Raw genomic sequence first — 15,743 nt, forward strand, 5'->3', positions numbered from 1 at the left:
TGGGCGCAGGCAGCGCCCCGATCAAGCGTCCGCGATGCGGGTGAGGCGCATCGCCAGCCGCGCCGCGCCCGGCGTCGCCGCCAGCAGCCGGAGCAGCCCCGGCTTGCGCCCCAACGCCCGAAACCCCGCCGCCGCGCGCAGCGGCAGCAACGCCCGCCGGGCAAAATCGCGCTGATATCGCGCCGCGCCCTCGCGCCCCGTCCCCTGCCACTGCGCCACCGCCGCTTCTGCACTGGCCAGCGCGATCCCGATTCCCTCCCCGGCCAGCGACGGAATCACCGCCGCCTGATCGCCCAGCCGGTAGAGACCCGGCCAGTTGGTCGTCGCGCGCCAGCCATAGGGAACGTCGCCAATCGCATCGACAGGCGCATCGACCGGCACATCCCCCAGCCGGTCGGCCAGCGCGGGCGACTGGTCAGCCAAATGCGCGATCAGCGCCATCGGACGCCCGCCCGCCGCTGCCAGCGCGCTCTTGCGCACCGCCATGCACAGATTGGCGCTGCCATCCTCCTGCAACAGCAAGCCGACATAGCCGCCATCGACCCAGTGAAGTTCGATCCGGCTGCCGATCAGCCGATGCCGCGCCGCGCTGGGCGGCAGACGCAGGCGCAAGCCCAGTTCCGGGTCCGCCCTGCCATGGGGCCGCGCCGCGCCGCGCAGGTCATGCTTGCCAGTGGCCAGGAACAGGTTGTCCCACGCGATCGCGTCGCCATCATCCATGGTGATGGCGGTGGACGACAGCGTCCGCACCGCATGGCCGAGGCGGAAGCTCACCCCCGCATCCTGCGCAGCGGCGCGCAGCAGCGTATCGAGCCGGTGGCGCGACAGACCCATACCCGGCGCGGGGAGCGGCAGGACGATCTCCTGCCCGCCCGCAAACAGCGCCAGCGTGTCGATGCTGTGGCCACCCAGCGCTGCCGGCTCAATCCCCAGCGCCGCGATCTGCGCGACCGTCGCCCAGCTGAGAAACCCGCCACACAGCGCATCGCCCGGCACGACCTGCCGGTCGATCAGCAACGGTGCCACCCCTGCCCGCGCCAGCCGCATCGCCGCTGCCGCCCCCGCCGGACCTGCGCCGATGATTATCGGCACCGGGATACGCACAGCCGGAAGGGAAAGACGCGCTCAATCCGCGCCTCGCTGATATGCGCCGCGGCCAGCATCGCCCGCCATTCGTCCGCCACGAAGCTGCGCGCGATCGAGAGTTGCCCGTCCTGCCGCACGATCGGATGGACCCGCAGCAGCCGGGCCAGCAATGGATAGCCATGAAAGGCGAAACCATGACGATGCAGGTCGTTGACGAACCAGCCCATGCGCGCCTGATCCTCCATGAAGCGCAGGAACGCCAGCCGTTCCGCATCATCCATATGGTGCGCTACCAGGCTGGACACGATAATGTCCCATGGTTCATGCGCCAGAGCGGCATAGTCGCCGGTGCGATAGTCGATCGCCATGGCCGGGTCGGTGCGCGCCTGCGCGACCGCCTCGCTCCGTGCATTGAGGTCGATGCCGACCAGTTCGCAGGCGATGCCGCGCAGCTTGGCCCAGCGCGCGACCTGCCGCAGCATCCCGCCATCGCCATAGCCAACGTCGAGCAGCCGAAAGTGCCCGGTCACTGCGCGATCGAGAAAGCCAAGCGTCGGTCGCGCCGCCAGCGTCACCCGGTTGACCCGGTCGAGATCGGCCAGCACCCGCGCATAGACATCCGCAGGCAGGTCGGCTGCGTCCATCTGTTCGTCGGCAAGCGACCGCTTCATGGTGCCTCCCGACGAAAGGTCAGCCCCTCCGCCGCCAGCCCCGGCCCGAAGGCGAGCGCGATCCCCTGCCCGGTCGCTTTCCCTGCCAATATGCGCGCCAGCACGAACATCAACGTCGCCGACGACATATTGCCAAAGGCGCGCAGCACCGCCCGGCTATGCTCCAGCGCATCCGGGGCGAGATCAAGCGCCCGCGCCACCGCGTCGAGGATGGAGCGTCCCCCGGCATGGACCGCCCACAGATCGACGCTTTCGGCAGGCACCGGCAGCGTCACCGTCCCCGCCAGCGCCTGCGCGATTGCGCCCGGCACTTCGCCCGACAAATGCATGGCAAAACCATGATCGCCCAGATCCCAGCGAATGAGGCCTGCCGTATCCGGTACGGTCATGGCAAACGGCTGGCCGAGCGCTATCCCGCCCGGCGCGGCGCTCACCAAGGCCGCTGCCGCGCCATCGCCAAATTGCAGCATCGCCAGCAACGGCTCGACCCGCGCATCATCCTGCAAATGCAGGCTGCTGAGTTCCACGCACACCACCAGCACCCGCGCGCCCGGTTCCGACCGCACGATATGCCTGGCGGAGCGCAACGCGACGATCGCCGCATAACAGCCCATATAGCCGACCATAAGCCGCTCGACCGAAGGGTTCAGTCCCAGCAGCGTGATCAGCCGCTGGTCGATTCCCGGTGCAGTAAAGCCCGTGCAACTGGCCACCACCAGATGGGTAATGCCGTCGATGGCAACTTGATCCGCCAATCCCGCCACCGCCCGCGCGGCCAATAGCGGCGCTTCGTCGGCATAGATGGCCATGCGCTGCGCCGTCGTGGGCCATTGCGCGGCGTAAAAACCGTCCTGCGCCGTTGGCGATTCCAGCACCGACCAGCGATGCTCAATCCCGCTGCGCTGCGCCATGCGCGTGAACAGCGCCCGCTCTCGCCGGTCGGTGATGCGTCCGCCCGCCCAGTCGATAAAGGCCGGGTGGACATCAGTCATGGGAACAGCGGTGCCGATGGCGTGGATGGTGGCGGTGGATGAAATGTTGCGCTGCCTTTGTTGCGCGCTGGCACGGTGGCCGGTCATGCCATCCGTGCCGCGACCTGTTTTAGGATGTGATCACTTCAGAGTAAAACCCCCAACCTCCGTTCGTTTCGAGCGAAGTCGAGAAACCCGCGCAACCGTTTCTCGACTTCGCTCGAAACGAACGGATCAAGGTGAAGTCATCACGTTCCAGCCGTCAAAGCGCCTGTCGCCGCCTATCGTTCCCGCGCCGCCTGCCGCGCGATCGTCAGCAGTTCGTGCCGCACCAGCAGGTCGCCTGTCCCCCGGCCCGATCGTGTGGCCCGCTCGGCCTGCGCCAGCCGCTGTATGACGCGGGCGATGCCGGTCGCGTCCCACAGCCGCACCTGCCGCGTCACCACGCCCTTTTCCTTCCAGAACACCGCCTTGCCCGCCGCCTCGACCGCGCTCTCCAGCCGTCCGCTACTGTCGAAATCGGCGCGGATATTGGCCAGCAGCATGGCGCGGGTCAGCAGCGGGCGGATGACCGACGCCATGCTGGCGCCAACCTCCGACAGGCTGGTCAGTTCGCGGTGCATGGCTTTCAGGTCACCGCCCAGCACGGCATTGACCAGCGGCGCAACCTCCGTATCGGGATTGTCGGCCGACAGCGCGTCCAGCGCCTCGGCCGTCGCTTCGCGCGGCCGGTCCGGCGCGGCGTCCAGATAGAGGATCAGCTTCTCCACCTCGCCGCTCATCAACGCCCGGTCGCCATTGGCCAGATCGACGATCCGCCGCGCCAGTTCGGTCGACAGCCGCAACCCGCCTTCGCGCGCGATGCCGATGGCGATCTGCTCCGATTCGCGCGCATCGGGCTGGTAGGAGACGAAGGCGAGTGTCGCCTTGTGATCCAGCGCCAGCTTGAGCAGCTTCGACGTGGCTTTCAGCGCGCCCGCCACCGCGATGACGGGATTGCCCGCCGCCTCCGCCTCCAGCAGCGCGGTCAGCGCGGGCAGCGATTCCTCGCCCATGCCATGGACGCGAATCCAGCGCTTGTCGCCAAACATGGAAAAGGATGCGGCTTCATCGGACAGGCGTGCCGGATCGTCGCGCAGGGTCGATCCGTCCAGGTCGACCCGCTCCGCCCCCGGTCCCATCGCCCGCTCCAGCCGCCGGACCAGCGCCTGGCTGGCCGCTTCGTCCGGGCCATAGAGCAGAATGAAGCGCAGCGCCGCCGATGGCGCGTCGAGCGCCTTTTCGATCTGGCCGCGATTGGCCTTCAAGGGGCGGTGTCCCGGCTGGCATAGAGGGCCAGCCGCGCGATGATCTGGTCCGCCACCGTCTGCGACAGGCGTTCCAGCGCCGTATCTTCCGCTGCGATCGTCGCAAATTCGCTGGAAGTGACGTCGATGCCCGCGTCCGACCCGGCGCTGTCGTCCAGCAATTGCGCGCCCGTCGCCTCATCCACCAACTGATAGCGCGCGCGCAAGGTGCGGCGTTCGCGGGTGACGGCAGCGTCGGACCGCAGGCCGAAGCCGGTAATCTGGTCGTCCAGCTTGACCACCAGCTTGTAGCGCGGCCCGGACCCGCCCTGCTGCATCGCGGCCAGCCGGTCATTGAGCGCATTGCGCATCAACCAGCCATTCTTGCCTGCGATCGGCTGCACCTCGACATGGCCCAACGCCTGCGCCACCGTCCCGTTCGCCCCCCCGCCATAGACCGGGCGCAGGCCACAGGCGGTGAGCAGGAGCGGGACGGCGAGGAGGGGAATGATGCGCTTCATGAAACCACCTCTAACCGTTCAGGCTGAGCTTGTCGAAGCCCTGCCCCTTCTTTCTGCTCGGCGTCTAGAGCCTGATGACTATAGGTCAAAATCCAAACATCCGTTCGTTTCGAGCGAAGTCGAGAAACCTGCTCACCACGTTTCTCGACTTCGCTCGAAACGAACGGATCGAGATAAAGCATCACGCTCTAAATCACCAAATTCACCAGACGATCCGGCACGACGATGATCTTCTTGGGCGTCGCCCCGTCGAGGATGCGGACCACGTTCGGCGCGGCCAGCGCCAGTCGCTCCAGCTCTTGCCTGTCGGTCCCCTTGGGCACGGTGATGGTATCGCGCAGCTTGCCCATCACCTGGCAGGCGATGGTCACTTCATCATCCACCAGCAGCGCCGGATCGACTGCGGGCCAGGCCGCATCCGCGATCAGGCCGGTTTCGCCCATATCGGCCCAGGCTTCCTCCGCCAGATGCGGGGTCATCGGCGCGACCAGCAGCGCCAGCGCGCGGATCGCGGCATTGCGCGACGCGGACGGCGCGGCCTTCTCCACCGCATTGGCCAGTTCGTAAATCTTGGCGACCGCCTTGTTGAAGGACAGCGCCTCGATATCCCTGGCGATCCCGTCGATCGTCTGGTGCAGCTTGCGGTCGAGCGGCTTGTCGGTGCCTTCCGCACCTGCCTCGATCTGCCCGAACAGCCGCCACAAGCGATTGACGAAGCGCCACGATCCCTCGATCCCGCTTTCGGTCCAGGGCAGGTCGCGTTCGGGCGGGCTGTCCGACAGCATGAACCATCGCACCGCGTCCGCGCCATATTGGGCGATGATGTCATCGGGATCGACGACATTCTTCTTGGACTTGGACATTTTGACGACGCGGCCGACCTCGACCGGTGCCTTGTCCGCGATCAGGGTCGCGCCATCGGCCGCCCGCTCAATCTCGCCCGGCGCAAAATAGACCGGCGGCAGGCCATCGCCCTGTTCGCGGCTATAGGTCTCATGCGTCACCATCCCCTGCGTGAACAGGCCGGTGAACGGCTCGGCAAAGCCCAATTGCCCCATATGCTGGAGCGCGCGCGTCCAGAAGCGCGCATAGAGAAGATGCAGGATCGCATGTTCGACCCCGCCAATATATTGGCCGACCGGCAGCCATTTCTCCACCGTCTCGCGGTCGAACGGCTTGTCCCTAGGCTGGCTGGCGAAGCGGATGAAATACCAGCTTGAATCGGCGAACGTGTCGAGCGTGTCGGTTTCCCGCACCGCCGCCTTGCCGCACGCGGGGCAGTCGACATGCTTCCAGGTCGGATGCCGATCAAGCGGATTGCCCGGAATGTCGAAGGTCACATCGTCGGGCAGCACGACGGGCAACTGCGCCTTAGGCACCGGCACCGCGCCGCAGGCATCGCAATGGATCACCGGGATCGGCGTCCCCCAGTAACGCTGGCGCGACACGCCCCAGTCGCGCAGGCGAAACACCGTCTTGCCCGCGCCCCAGCCTTCGCTTTGCGCGCGGGCGATGACGGCGGCCTTGGCCTCCTCGACCGCCATGCCATTGAGGAAGCGGCTGTTCACCAGCCTGCCCGGCCCGACATAGGCTTCATTGTGGATCGGCGCGGTCTCATCGCCCTCGGCCGCGACGACGCGCTCGACCGGCAGCATATATTTGCGCGCAAAGTCGAGGTCGCGCTGGTCGTGCGCGGGAACGCCCATCACCGCGCCGGTGCCATAGTCCATCAGCACGAAATTGGCGATGAACACCGGCAGCTGCCAGTCGGGATCGAACGGATGGGTGACGGTCAGGCCGGTGTCGAAACCCAGCTTCTCCGCCGTTTCCAGCTCCGCCGCGGTGGTGCCGCCCGCCTTGCACAGGTCGATAAAGGCCTGCGCCTGCGCATTGTCCGCCGCTAGCCGCTGCGCGACCGGATGGTCCGCCGCGATCGCAACGAAGCTCGCCCCGAAAATCGTGTCGGGCCGGGTCGAATAGACTTCGATCGCTTGATCGAACGGCGCGACCGGCTCGAAATGGAATTGCAGGCCCACGGACTTGCCGATCCAGTTTTCCTGCATCGTCCGCACCTTGTCGGGCCACTGCTCCAGACCTTTGAGGCCTTCCAGCAGATCGTCGGCAAATTGGGTGATTTTCAGGAACCATTGGGACAATTTGCGCTTCTCGACCGTCGCGCCCGACCGCCAGCCCTTGCCGTCGATCACCTGTTCATTGGCCAGCACGGTCATGTCGACCGGGTCCCAATTGACCGCCGACTCCTTACGATACACCAGTCCCGCGTCCAGCATGTCCAGAAACAGCGCCTGTTCATGGCCATAATAATCGGGGTGGCAGGTCGCCAGCTCCCGGCTCCAGTCCAGCGCAAAGCCCAATTTCTTGAGCTGCGCCTTCATATTGGCGATATTCTCATAGGTCCATTTGCCCGGATGGACTTGTCTCTCCATCGCGGCATTTTCAGCCGGCATCCCGAAGGCGTCCCAGCCCATCGGATGCAGCACTTCATGCCCCGTCATCCGGCGGAATCGCGCCAGCACGTCCCCCATCGAATAGTTGCGGACATGACCGATATGGATGCGCCCGGACGGATAGGGAAACATCTCCAGCACATAGGATCGCGGCTTGGGCGAAGCATCGTCCGCCCGAAAGCTCTGCTTCTCGTCCCAGATCGCCTGCCAGCGGGCGTCGGCCTCCAGCGGATTGAAGCGCCTTTGCATGTCCTGTCCTACCAAATGCGAGGGGGCTGGGCCTTTGCAAGCCCAGCCCCGAACCGTCAAAAAACCGGGGCTTCGCGCACGCAAAACCCAGGCGAAGAAAAATCAGCCCGCAATCGCGGTGCGGCGCAGGTCGCGGGCCTTGGTCAGGATGACCTCTTCCAGCTTCTGCACGGTCGCAGCCTGCACCGGCGCGTCGATCCACTGGCCGCCCTGGCTCACCTGACGGCTGGCCGCAACGCGCAGCGCGTCGGCGCGCAGATCCTGGTCCAGGATCGATACGGTCAGCTTCATCCGCTCATTGGGGCTGTTGGGGTTGGCATACCAGTCGGTGACGATCACGCCGCCATTGGAATCGGTCTGCACCATCGGCATGAAGGACAGAGTATCCAGGCTGGCGCGCCACAGATAGGCGTTGACGCCGATCGTGGTCACCTTCGACGCGGCCAGATCCGCCTTGGGCCGGTCCTTGGACCCGCCACCGCAGGCGGCCAGCGGCAACAGGGCGGTCAGCAGCATTGCGGCAGAAACGGAACGGAAAAGGCGGCTGGCCATCAGGCATGTCCTAGCTGAAAAGACGAAAAAAGCTCGCGCCTTCTATAGTGGCACCGCGCGTAGGAGCAAGGGGCGGCTGGCACGTCCGCGCGCGATCCGGCGCAGGATCGAAACATATGTTTGTGTGTTCCTTGCAACAGTCCGACAAAAAGGGCCGCTAGAAGAGGCGCGGCACTAGCCAGTGGCGGCTTTGCGCGTGTAGAGCGTTATGGACTATAAGTCGGTGGGGAAAGAATCGAGTCATGCGCGTGAATAGGGGACATTTGGCATTGGCGGGCGCGGCGGTTGCCGTGGCTGGCTTCATGCTGTCTCCTGCCATCGGCGCAGCGACCGATCTGGTGCGTATGCAATCGCCGGTGTCATTGGGCGCGCTGGGCAGCATCTCCTCCTTCACGCCCACGACCAAAGACCCGCGCCTTGCCGCCGCTTATGCGAAGATCGCAGCGTCGGCCAGCCGTCAGGGCTTCCGCTTCACGCCCACCAGCGGCTCGCTCAGCGGCCAGCGCGCAATCACCGTGATGGTGCGTGCGGGCGGCAATGATCGGGTTGCAGTGAACAGCACCCTGACCCCGGTCAATATCGCCCCGGTCGCCTTCAGCCTGAACGGCGCACATGGCTGGCGCAAGTTCGCCCTGCCCGAAGCAGTGGGCCGCAAGGCGCTCGATCCGGTGCCGGTCGAAACCATGGTCGATGCCAAGAATTTCTCGCTGGATAGCAGCAAGAAGGATCGCTTCAGCACCAAGATGCTGATCGAAACCCGCCGCGACGCCATCGCTGCGACGCGCAACCCGACTGCTGACAAGGATTATTCGCTGGATCTCGCCAGCTCCTATTCGCTGACACGCAACCTGAACGTCACCGCGGGCGTACGCTATAACAACAGCGTCGCAGGCCGCCTGACCCCAATGACCGACGACCGCCAGGACAGCCAGGCCGTCTATCTGGGCACTGTGTTCAAATTCTGATCGGCTGAAAGGCTGGGATTGCGGAACGTCGGGCGTATCGCCTGATCGCGTTAAAAGTCAGTGTCTCGAAAAGGCAGACTTCTCCGCCGCCGTCATCCCGGACTTGATCCGGGATCCATTCACACAAGCGTTGCGATTATGCGTGAAGGTCGTGCGAATGGATCCTGACGTTAGCTACGCTGCCCTTCGGGTCGTCAGGATGACGGGGGCAGTCGCGGGCAGGTAACGACCAATCGCGGGCACTCCGTCAGATGATCCGCACCGCTGAAACCTGCCACTCATTCAGATGACAAGTCGAAGGCTGAATGACCAAATGTGGTTGGAAAGCGGACATTGAGCCCGGCTCGACGTTCAAGCTCCAGACGTGCTCAGCATCACGCGCGGAGGACCGACGCTCACCACATCCACGCAGTGATTTAGCGTGGTCAGCGACCAGTGCTCTAGTGGCCCCGGATATTCATCGTCGGCGAATGTGGTAGCGGAGACATACTGGAAGAATGCTGTGTCGAAGCGCCGCTCAAGCATCTTTCCTCGGGGCAACTCGTCATCCTCGCCCTTCCAGAAGCTCTCGTTTCTGACTGCGTATGCGACGTAGTTGTCCCAACGTAGCTCGAAAGACCGGCTCTCGTCGCTCACAAGGATCGGCCGACCTTCACCCAAGTCGACACCGTCGATGTCGATCTTAGTCGGCTCGCCGAGCAGGCCCTCCGCCACTACGATCCGCAACTGGTTTTCGGACGGCTCTCCTATATCAGTGAGGTATAGGTTGAGCAGACCGTCGGGAAACTCCATCGGACACCTTCAAGCCATTTGTAAGCAAGCGTTGTTAGCTGGGTTTCCGTAACGTCCGCAATTGGGCGATTGTTGCCGAGTGATTTTTTCCGCGCAAGGTCAGCTTTCGCCAATAATCTCCCCAAAAGCTGACTGACCGCAACCCACCCAAACACGCCGCTCACTCGCCAGCCAACCCATCAATCGCCGCCCATCCCGCAGCCCCGATGGCGCGCAACATCCGGCCATGCTCCCGCGTCACGCCACCCAGCGCAACAACCGGCATCATCGCCCCCCGCGCCAGTGCAGCGAACCGCACCCGACCCAAACTCGCCCCACCCGGATGCGATCGTGTGGGAAACAGCGGCGATAGCAGCACCATATCCGCCCTGCCCCGCCGCGCCGCCGCCATCTCCCGCGCGTCATGCACCGGCGCGCTGTGCCGCATCGGTCGCGCTACCCGGCGCGCGTCGCGCCCGTGCCAGCCGTCCGCTGCCCAAGCCGCCGCCTGCCGCGCCGTCCCCGCCAGCATCAGCATCAGCCGCCGCCGCCGCGCGATTGCCCGCACCGCATCGAACAGCGCCCGCCGCGCCCCCGCCTCCGTCCCGTAATGGCGAAAGATGACCCCCGCCCGCCCCCTGGGCAGCCGCGCCACCGCCGCCAGCAAAGCCGCATCGCCGATCCGCTCGTCGGTCATCAGCCAGATCAGGGGCATATTTTTGCGGTGGCGACAGGTCATGACCCTGCCCTATAGCAGCGCGCATGACGACAGACAGCAGCATTGCCACCCATGACGCCGCCAGCCGCCTGGCCACCATCCAGGACGACATCGCCAGGGCCGCGCGCCTGACCGGCCGGACCGCTGACGCAGTCACGCTGATCGCGATCTCCAAGACCAAGGATGCCGACGCCATCCGCCCGCTGGTTGCCGCGGGGCAGCTGGTGTTCGGCGAAAACCGGGTGCAGGAGGCGCAGGAGAAATGGCCCGCGCTGCGACAGGCGCATCCCGACATAATCCTGCATCTGGTCGGCCAGCTGCAATCCAACAAGGCCGCCGATGCCGTCGCCCTGTTCGATGTCATCCACAGCCTTGATCGCCCTTCCCTGCTGACCGCGCTGGCCAAGGCGATGGACGTAGCGGGCAAGCGCATCCCCTGCTATATTCAGGTCAATATCGGCGCGGAGCCGCAAAAGGGCGGCTGCGCGATCGCGGACACGCCCGCGCTGATCGCTGCGGCCCGCGCCGCCGACATTCCCCTGCTCGGCCTGATGGCCGTCCCGCCCGCCGATGTGGAACCCGCCCCCTATTTCGCGCTGCTTGCAAAAATGGCGCGGGAGGAGGGCCTCCCGCGCCTGTCGATGGGCATGTCCAGCGACTATGAAACCGCGATCATGCTGGGGGCTACCGACATTCGCGTCGGCACCGCCCTGTTCGGCGATCGTCCTCCGCCAGCCCGCCCCGTACCCCGGAGCGGGCTGGGGATGCTTAGAAACTCCCCCGGAGCGTGATGCCGTAGGTGCGCGGCTCGGCGAGGTAGGAGGAGATCAGCTGGTTGGCCATCGGCGCGCCCTGGCTGAACTGACCGGTGGTGGAGGTCGCCGGGCTGCTCGACTGGAGCGGGCTGCTGAACGACACCTGGGTATAGTCCTGATTGAAGATATTCTGGCCCCAGAACTCCACCGCCCAGCGCTGGTTGGGACCGCGAATGCCGACGCGCGCATTGAAGATGGCATAGCCATCCTGCCGCTTTTCGGGGAACAGGTCCGACCCGGTATTATAGTCGCTGGTCATGCGGCCATCGACATAGAACAGCGCTGACAGGCCACTGGTGCCAATGTCGGGGGTCCAGGCCATGCTGGCGGTCGTCACCATCTTGGGCGCATTGCTGTTGATCGCGCCGGGCAGCAGGAACAGGGCCGGGTCCAGTGGCACCGCGCCATTGCCGCTGCCGACCAGCCGGTTGGCGAATTTCGCCTCGGCATAGGTCGCGCCGCCCGATACGCGGAGATTGCGCGCCGGAGTGACCGACCATTCCAGTTCGATACCCTGGCTGATCAGGCCCGGCCCGACATCATCCGCCGCACAGGTCCGCGCCACGCTCAGTGCGCCGTCGCAGCCATTGATATTCTGGACGACGAAGCTGGTGCCGTTGAAGGTGTTGAGCTGGAAATTCTTGAACTCCTGCCGGAATCCCGCCAGATTCACGCTCCATTTGGGCGCGCTATATTTGAGGCCCACCTCGAACGAATCCACCTTTTCCGCGGCGAAGCGCAGGCTGGTCACGTCGGCATTGGTGCGCGGCGCGATTACGGCGGGCAGGACGTTCAGCCCGGTCGATCCCAGCTGGAAACGATCCAGGTTGAAGCCGCCCGCCTTATAGCCCTTGGAATAGCTGCCATAGACCATCAGGTCGTCGGTCGCCTTCCACGACAGCACCGCCGTGCCGGAAAACTCGCCGTCGCTGATCTTGTCGTTCAGGTCGAGCGCATTGAGGCTGGTGGAGCCATTGCCCAGGCACCCCAGCGTCAATATGCCGGCCGCCAATGCCGCCGCGCTGCCCAGTGCCGGATTGCTGGCGATGGGTGCCAGTCCCGGCTGCAACGCCGCGCAGGTCGCATTGTTATTGTTGAAATCGGACGAGAATGTCTTGCTCTCATGCGTGTAGCGCAGGCCCAGCGTCAGATCGAGGCGCTTGGTGATGTGGACGATGTTATGGGTGAACAGCGCCCAATTCTCGCTCTTCTGGCGATAGATGGACGCAATGTCGCCGGTGCCCGACGGGATCGCCGCCAGCGCACGCAGGCCGTTGCCCAAACCCGTCGAAATCGCGCCCGCCTGTGCCGCCGCGATCGGCGCGGGGACACCCCGTCCGATCAGCGCGGCAGTCAGCCCGGCGTTCAAATTGGCCTGCGTCCCGGTGATCAGCGCCGATGTTGCGGCACCACTGCCACAGGCGGCCAGCGTGGATGCCGGGAAGTTGCTGTTGACGGCTGCCCCCGCCATCAGGCGGCAGGCGGAAAAGCGGCCATAATCCGCGCCAAAGCGGATATTATCCTGCAAGGTCAGCCGTTCATTGGCATAATAGCCCCCGACCAGCCAGTCGAGCATCTCGCCAAAGGCAGAGCCCTGCGCCCGCAATTCCTGGGTGAAGGTCTTGAACTGGCGATAGGTGTTGGGATCGCGATAGAGCAGGTCGGCGCGATTATAGTCATAATCGCCATAGTCGCTCGACTTGTAATCGCGATAGGCGGTGATGCTGGTCAGCTTCGCCCCGCCCAGGTCATAATTGACCTCGCCCGACACACCCCAGTCCTTCAATTTGCTCACATAGTCGCGGCCCGGCGTGGTCGTGAGTTCGCGATCATAGGGATCGGCGGCGATCACGCTGCCCTGCCCTGCCAGGATCGCAGCGATTCGGTTGAAGCTGGCCGTGTTGTAGCCGCCGCCAGCCGCCGGGGTCCGTTCCCGCGCTTCGGTGTAGGCCGCGCCGCAGCAGCTTTCGTCGCGATTGGTATAATCGCCGATCAGGCGGATCGACAGGTCGTCATTCGGCTCGATCAGCGCCTGTCCGCGCAGGAAATAGCGGTCGCGGTCATTGGTGTCGCCAACTGTGTTGCCGGCCGTATCGACCAGCTTGTAGAAGCCGTCGCGCTTGGACCAGACGCCGTCCAGGCTGAGCGCAATGCCATCCGCCACCGGCCCGGTGACGCGGCCCGACAGCCGCCAATAATCATAATTGCCATAGGTGATCTCACCCTTGGCGCTGAACGTGCGTTCCGGTGCCTTGCTGATGATGTTGATCAGGCCCGCCGACGCATTGCGACCGAACAGCGTCCCCTGCGGCCCGCGCAGCACCTCGACCCGTTCAATCTCGCCCAACTCATTGAGGCCCGCGCCGGTGCGCGAACGATAGACGCCGTCGATGAACACCGCGACCGAGCTTTCCAGCCCCGGATTGTCGCCAACCGTGCCGATGCCGCGAATGCGCGCGGACGCATTGGCTTCCGATCCGGTCGATGACACCAGCAGCGACGGGGCCAGCTGGTTCAGCGTGCGGATGTCGCTTGCACCGCTATTCTGCATCGCCTGCGCGCTCACCGCAGATACCGCGATCGGCACGTCGGACAGCGGACTGGCGCGCCGGGTCGCGGTCACGATGATTTCCGAACTGTCCTGATCGACGGCGGCTTGCGGCGCGGCCGTCTCCTGCGCGGCGGCGGGCATCGCCATCGTCAATGCGATCATGCCGGCGGTCGTCAGCCAAAGGCTCTTGTCTGTCATCATGGTCGATCCTCTCCTGGCCCGCACGCCTTTTCGGCGTGTCGGGTGCTGTGCCTGTTTATGCTGCCACAGCCCGGCGAAGGCAAGAGAGCCTAGCTTTTCTGCGCCTTTTGCGGGGTCGGGTGGCGTGATATTCACACCCTGTTGCTTATCGGCAACGGCTTAAAATCCGGTTTCCGTAGCGTTTCTTTACGATAACGGAAAGCGTAACAATCTGTTCGAAACAGGCACCAAAGCGCTTGCTCCCGGTCCCACCACACGCCGAATCTCGCCATGGCCTGCATCCAGTCCCCCCGTCAGCGCCCCCAGCGCGGGTAGAATCAGCTTGGTGGCCGATTCCACGAAGCAGCGGCGCGCCACATGGCGACCGCGCACCGACAGGCGGAATTTCGGGTGGAAATGGCCGGATATTTCGGGTCGTGGATCGTCCGGCTGCGCCTCATGCCGCAGGATGATCCCGCCCAGTTCCGCCTCGACCAGCCTGCGTCCCCCCGGCATGTCCGCCACGCCGACGTCATGATTACCGGTAATCCAGGTCCAGTCCAGCCTTTCCGTAAGGGAATCGAGCCGCTGGCGCGCGCGCGGGTCCAGCCGCGCCGCCCCCCCCGCATCGTGAAAGCTGTCCCCCAACGACCAGACCGAACGCGCGCCCGTCTGCGCCACCAGCGCCTCGATCAGATCCAGCGTCGCCTCACTGTCATGGGGCGGCAGGAACTGGCCAAAGCGGGCATACCAGCTCGCTTTCTCAAAATGCAGGTCTGCGACCAGCAAGGCCGCGCGCGCAGGCCAATAGAGCGCGGCCTGCGGCAGCGCCAGAAACGCCTCACCAGCGAACGAAAGGGGAACCATAGCCCGGCTATGCGCCGATGCGGTCCCGCTTTCAAGAGGGCCAACGAACGCCTATAGCGCCGCCATGTCCGACACTGCGCCTTACACCGTTGCCGCCCTCTACCGCTTCGCCAGCTTCGATGATCCCCAGGGCATCGCGGCGGATCTGCGCACGCTCTGCGCGTCGCTCGACACGCGCGGCACGCTGATCGTCGCGGGCGAAGGGATTAACGGCACCGTGGCGGGCAGCGCGGACGCGATCGCAACGCTGATCGATCATCTGCGCCAACTTCCCGGCTGCGCCGATCTCGACGTCAAATATGCGACCGCCCATATCGCCCCGTTCGCCCGGATGAAGGTGAAGGTGAAGCCGGAGATCGTCACGCTGGGCGTGGGCGATCTGGACCCTGCGCATCGGGCCGGCACCCATCTCGATCCGGTCGACTGGAACGCGCTGATCGCCGATCCCGACACGGTCGTCATCGACACCCGCAACGCCTATGAAGTCGCGGTCGGCACTTTCGATCGCGCGATCGACCCCGGCACCCGCGCCTTTCGCGACTTTCCCGGCTGGTTCGACGCCTTCGCCGCCGACCTCAAGGCGCAAGGCCGCAGCCCCAAGATCGCCATGTTCTGCACCGGCGGCATACGCTGCGAAAAATCCACCGCTTTGGTCAAGGCGCGCGGATTCGACGATGTCTATCACCTCAAGGGCGGCATCCTGCGCTATCTGGAGGAAATGCCGGAGTCCGAAAGCCGCTGGCAGGGCGACTGCTATGTGTTCGATGAACGTGTGGCGGTGGGCCATGGCCTGAAAGTCGGCGACTATAGCACCTGCCGCGCCTGCGGCCTGCCCTACCCCAACGATACAGCCCATGCGTGCGCTGCCGACAGCTCAGGGGTGTGGCCGCACCGAGGGTAAAAAACCCACCTCCGTTCGTTTCGAGCGAAGTCGAGAAACCTGCGCGCTGCGTTTCTTGCATCTTGCGGTTGACCTGAGAGCAGTTGCATTCGGGTTGACCGTCTGGGGTGGCCACCCCAGACGGTCTGACGGATGGGACCGTGGGTTTCTGGGTTAGAGCCGAAGTCGAGC

14 protein-coding genes are annotated in these 15,743 nt (G+C 65.1%); 3 read left to right on the forward strand and 11 right to left on the reverse strand.

The annotated features are described in order from the left end of the window. Nucleotides 1-21 precede the first annotated feature (21 nt). The 7 genes from Q0D44_RS16945 to Q0D44_RS16975 all read right to left on the reverse strand — a co-directional run bounded on the left by Q0D44_RS16945 (nucleotide 22) and on the right by Q0D44_RS16975 (nucleotide 7,804). Nucleotides 22-1,092, reverse strand: coding sequence for an FAD-dependent oxidoreductase (locus Q0D44_RS16945; RefSeq protein ID WP_294138109.1), 1,071 nt, complete (start codon nucleotides 1,090-1,092; stop codon nucleotides 22-24). Continuing rightward, entirely contained in the window at nucleotides 1,083-1,757 is a 675-nt protein-coding gene (locus Q0D44_RS16950; protein WP_294138110.1) for a methyltransferase domain-containing protein, read from the reverse strand. The genes Q0D44_RS16945 and Q0D44_RS16950 overlap by 10 nt, the downstream gene beginning before the upstream one ends. Then, nucleotides 1,754-2,836, reverse strand: coding sequence for a type III polyketide synthase (locus Q0D44_RS16955; protein ID WP_294138111.1), 1,083 nt, complete (start codon nucleotides 2,834-2,836; stop codon nucleotides 1,754-1,756). The genes Q0D44_RS16950 and Q0D44_RS16955 overlap by 4 nt, the downstream gene beginning before the upstream one ends. A gap of 173 nt (nucleotides 2,837-3,009) precedes the next feature. Continuing rightward, nucleotides 3,010-4,035 carry a DNA polymerase III subunit delta gene (gene holA / locus Q0D44_RS16960; RefSeq protein ID WP_294138112.1) on the reverse strand — a complete coding sequence of 342 codons (1,026 nt, stop codon included), beginning with the start codon at nucleotides 4,033-4,035 and terminating at the stop codon, nucleotides 3,010-3,012. Beyond that, on the reverse strand, nucleotides 4,032-4,535 hold the full coding sequence (lptE, locus tag Q0D44_RS16965) for an LPS assembly lipoprotein LptE (RefSeq protein WP_294138113.1): 504 nt from the start codon (nucleotides 4,533-4,535) through the stop codon (nucleotides 4,032-4,034). Before lptE ends, holA begins: the two co-directional genes overlap by 4 nt. 188 nt (nucleotides 4,536-4,723) lie before the next feature. Next, nucleotides 4,724-7,252 (reverse strand): leucine--tRNA ligase, encoded by a 2,529-nt coding sequence (gene leuS, locus Q0D44_RS16970; RefSeq protein WP_294138114.1) that lies wholly within the window; start codon nucleotides 7,250-7,252, stop codon nucleotides 4,724-4,726. A gap of 102 nt (nucleotides 7,253-7,354) precedes the next feature. Beyond that, nucleotides 7,355-7,804 carry a DUF3576 domain-containing protein gene (locus tag Q0D44_RS16975; RefSeq protein ID WP_119743511.1) on the reverse strand — a complete coding sequence of 150 codons (450 nt, stop codon included), beginning with the start codon at nucleotides 7,802-7,804 and terminating at the stop codon, nucleotides 7,355-7,357. Nucleotides 7,805-8,046: 242 nt separating this feature from the next. On the opposite strand from Q0D44_RS16975, the gene Q0D44_RS16980 reads away from it, so the two are divergent. Then, on the forward strand, nucleotides 8,047-8,769 hold the full coding sequence (locus tag Q0D44_RS16980; RefSeq protein WP_294138115.1) for a hypothetical protein: 723 nt from the start codon (nucleotides 8,047-8,049) through the stop codon (nucleotides 8,767-8,769). Between the two features lie 351 nt (nucleotides 8,770-9,120). On the opposite strand, the gene Q0D44_RS16985 is transcribed toward Q0D44_RS16980, so the two are convergent. Both Q0D44_RS16985 and Q0D44_RS16990 read right to left on the reverse strand, forming a co-directional pair. After that, a complete protein-coding gene (locus tag Q0D44_RS16985) occupies nucleotides 9,121-9,561 on the reverse strand; it encodes a hypothetical protein (protein ID WP_294138116.1) in 441 nt (146 codons plus the stop codon). Between the two features lie 160 nt (nucleotides 9,562-9,721). Further along, nucleotides 9,722-10,279 carry a thiamine phosphate synthase gene (locus tag Q0D44_RS16990; RefSeq protein ID WP_294138117.1) on the reverse strand — a complete coding sequence of 186 codons (558 nt, stop codon included), beginning with the start codon at nucleotides 10,277-10,279 and terminating at the stop codon, nucleotides 9,722-9,724. Nucleotides 10,280-10,302: 23 nt separating this feature from the next. Between Q0D44_RS16990 and Q0D44_RS16995 the strand changes: the two genes are divergently transcribed. Next, complete coding sequence (locus Q0D44_RS16995) at nucleotides 10,303-11,049, forward strand: YggS family pyridoxal phosphate-dependent enzyme (protein WP_294138118.1); 747 nt, start codon at nucleotides 10,303-10,305, stop codon at nucleotides 11,047-11,049. On the opposite strand, the gene Q0D44_RS17000 is transcribed toward Q0D44_RS16995, so the two are convergent. Both Q0D44_RS17000 and pdeM read right to left on the reverse strand, forming a co-directional pair. Then, nucleotides 11,027-13,822, reverse strand: a complete 2,796-nt coding sequence (locus Q0D44_RS17000) for a TonB-dependent receptor (protein WP_294138121.1) — start codon at nucleotides 13,820-13,822, stop codon at nucleotides 11,027-11,029. The two genes, Q0D44_RS16995 and Q0D44_RS17000, sit on opposite strands and share 23 nt — an antisense overlap. A gap of 189 nt (nucleotides 13,823-14,011) precedes the next feature. Continuing rightward, a complete protein-coding gene (gene pdeM, locus Q0D44_RS17005; RefSeq protein ID WP_294138119.1) occupies nucleotides 14,012-14,671 on the reverse strand; it encodes a ligase-associated DNA damage response endonuclease PdeM in 660 nt (219 codons plus the stop codon). A gap of 64 nt (nucleotides 14,672-14,735) precedes the next feature. On the opposite strand from pdeM, the gene Q0D44_RS17010 reads away from it, so the two are divergent. Next, entirely contained in the window at nucleotides 14,736-15,572 is an 837-nt protein-coding gene (locus tag Q0D44_RS17010; RefSeq protein WP_294138120.1) for a rhodanese-related sulfurtransferase, read from the forward strand. Nucleotides 15,573-15,743: the final 171 nt, after the last annotated feature.

This window comes from Sphingobium sp., from assembly GCA_023266575.1.
Taxonomy (GTDB): Bacteria; Pseudomonadota; Alphaproteobacteria; order Sphingomonadales; family Sphingomonadaceae; genus Sphingobium.

Coding starts and splice junctions, on each gene's coding strand:
- Q0D44_RS17000 (WP_294138121.1), bottom strand. CDS start 13,822: ATGACAGACAAGAGCCTTTGGCTGACGACCGCCGGCATGATCGCATTG.
- pdeM (WP_294138119.1), bottom strand. CDS start 14,671: ATGGTTCCCCTTTCGTTCGCTGGTGAGGCGTTTCTGGCGCTGCCGCAG.
- Q0D44_RS16995 (WP_294138118.1), top strand. CDS start 10,303: ATGACGACAGACAGCAGCATTGCCACCCATGACGCCGCCAGCCGCCTG.
- Q0D44_RS16950 (WP_294138110.1), bottom strand. CDS start 1,757: ATGAAGCGGTCGCTTGCCGACGAACAGATGGACGCAGCCGACCTGCCT.
- lptE (WP_294138113.1), bottom strand. CDS start 4,535: ATGAAGCGCATCATTCCCCTCCTCGCCGTCCCGCTCCTGCTCACCGCC.
- Q0D44_RS16975 (WP_119743511.1), bottom strand. CDS start 7,804: ATGGCCAGCCGCCTTTTCCGTTCCGTTTCTGCCGCAATGCTGCTGACC.
- Q0D44_RS16990 (WP_294138117.1), bottom strand. CDS start 10,279: ATGACCTGTCGCCACCGCAAAAATATGCCCCTGATCTGGCTGATGACC.
- Q0D44_RS16980 (WP_294138115.1), top strand. CDS start 8,047: ATGCGCGTGAATAGGGGACATTTGGCATTGGCGGGCGCGGCGGTTGCC.
- Q0D44_RS17010 (WP_294138120.1), top strand. CDS start 14,736: ATGTCCGACACTGCGCCTTACACCGTTGCCGCCCTCTACCGCTTCGCC.
- Q0D44_RS16985 (WP_294138116.1), bottom strand. CDS start 9,561: ATGGAGTTTCCCGACGGTCTGCTCAACCTATACCTCACTGATATAGGA.
- Q0D44_RS16955 (WP_294138111.1), bottom strand. CDS start 2,836: ATGACCGGCCACCGTGCCAGCGCGCAACAAAGGCAGCGCAACATTTCA.
- leuS (WP_294138114.1), bottom strand. CDS start 7,252: ATGCAAAGGCGCTTCAATCCGCTGGAGGCCGACGCCCGCTGGCAGGCG.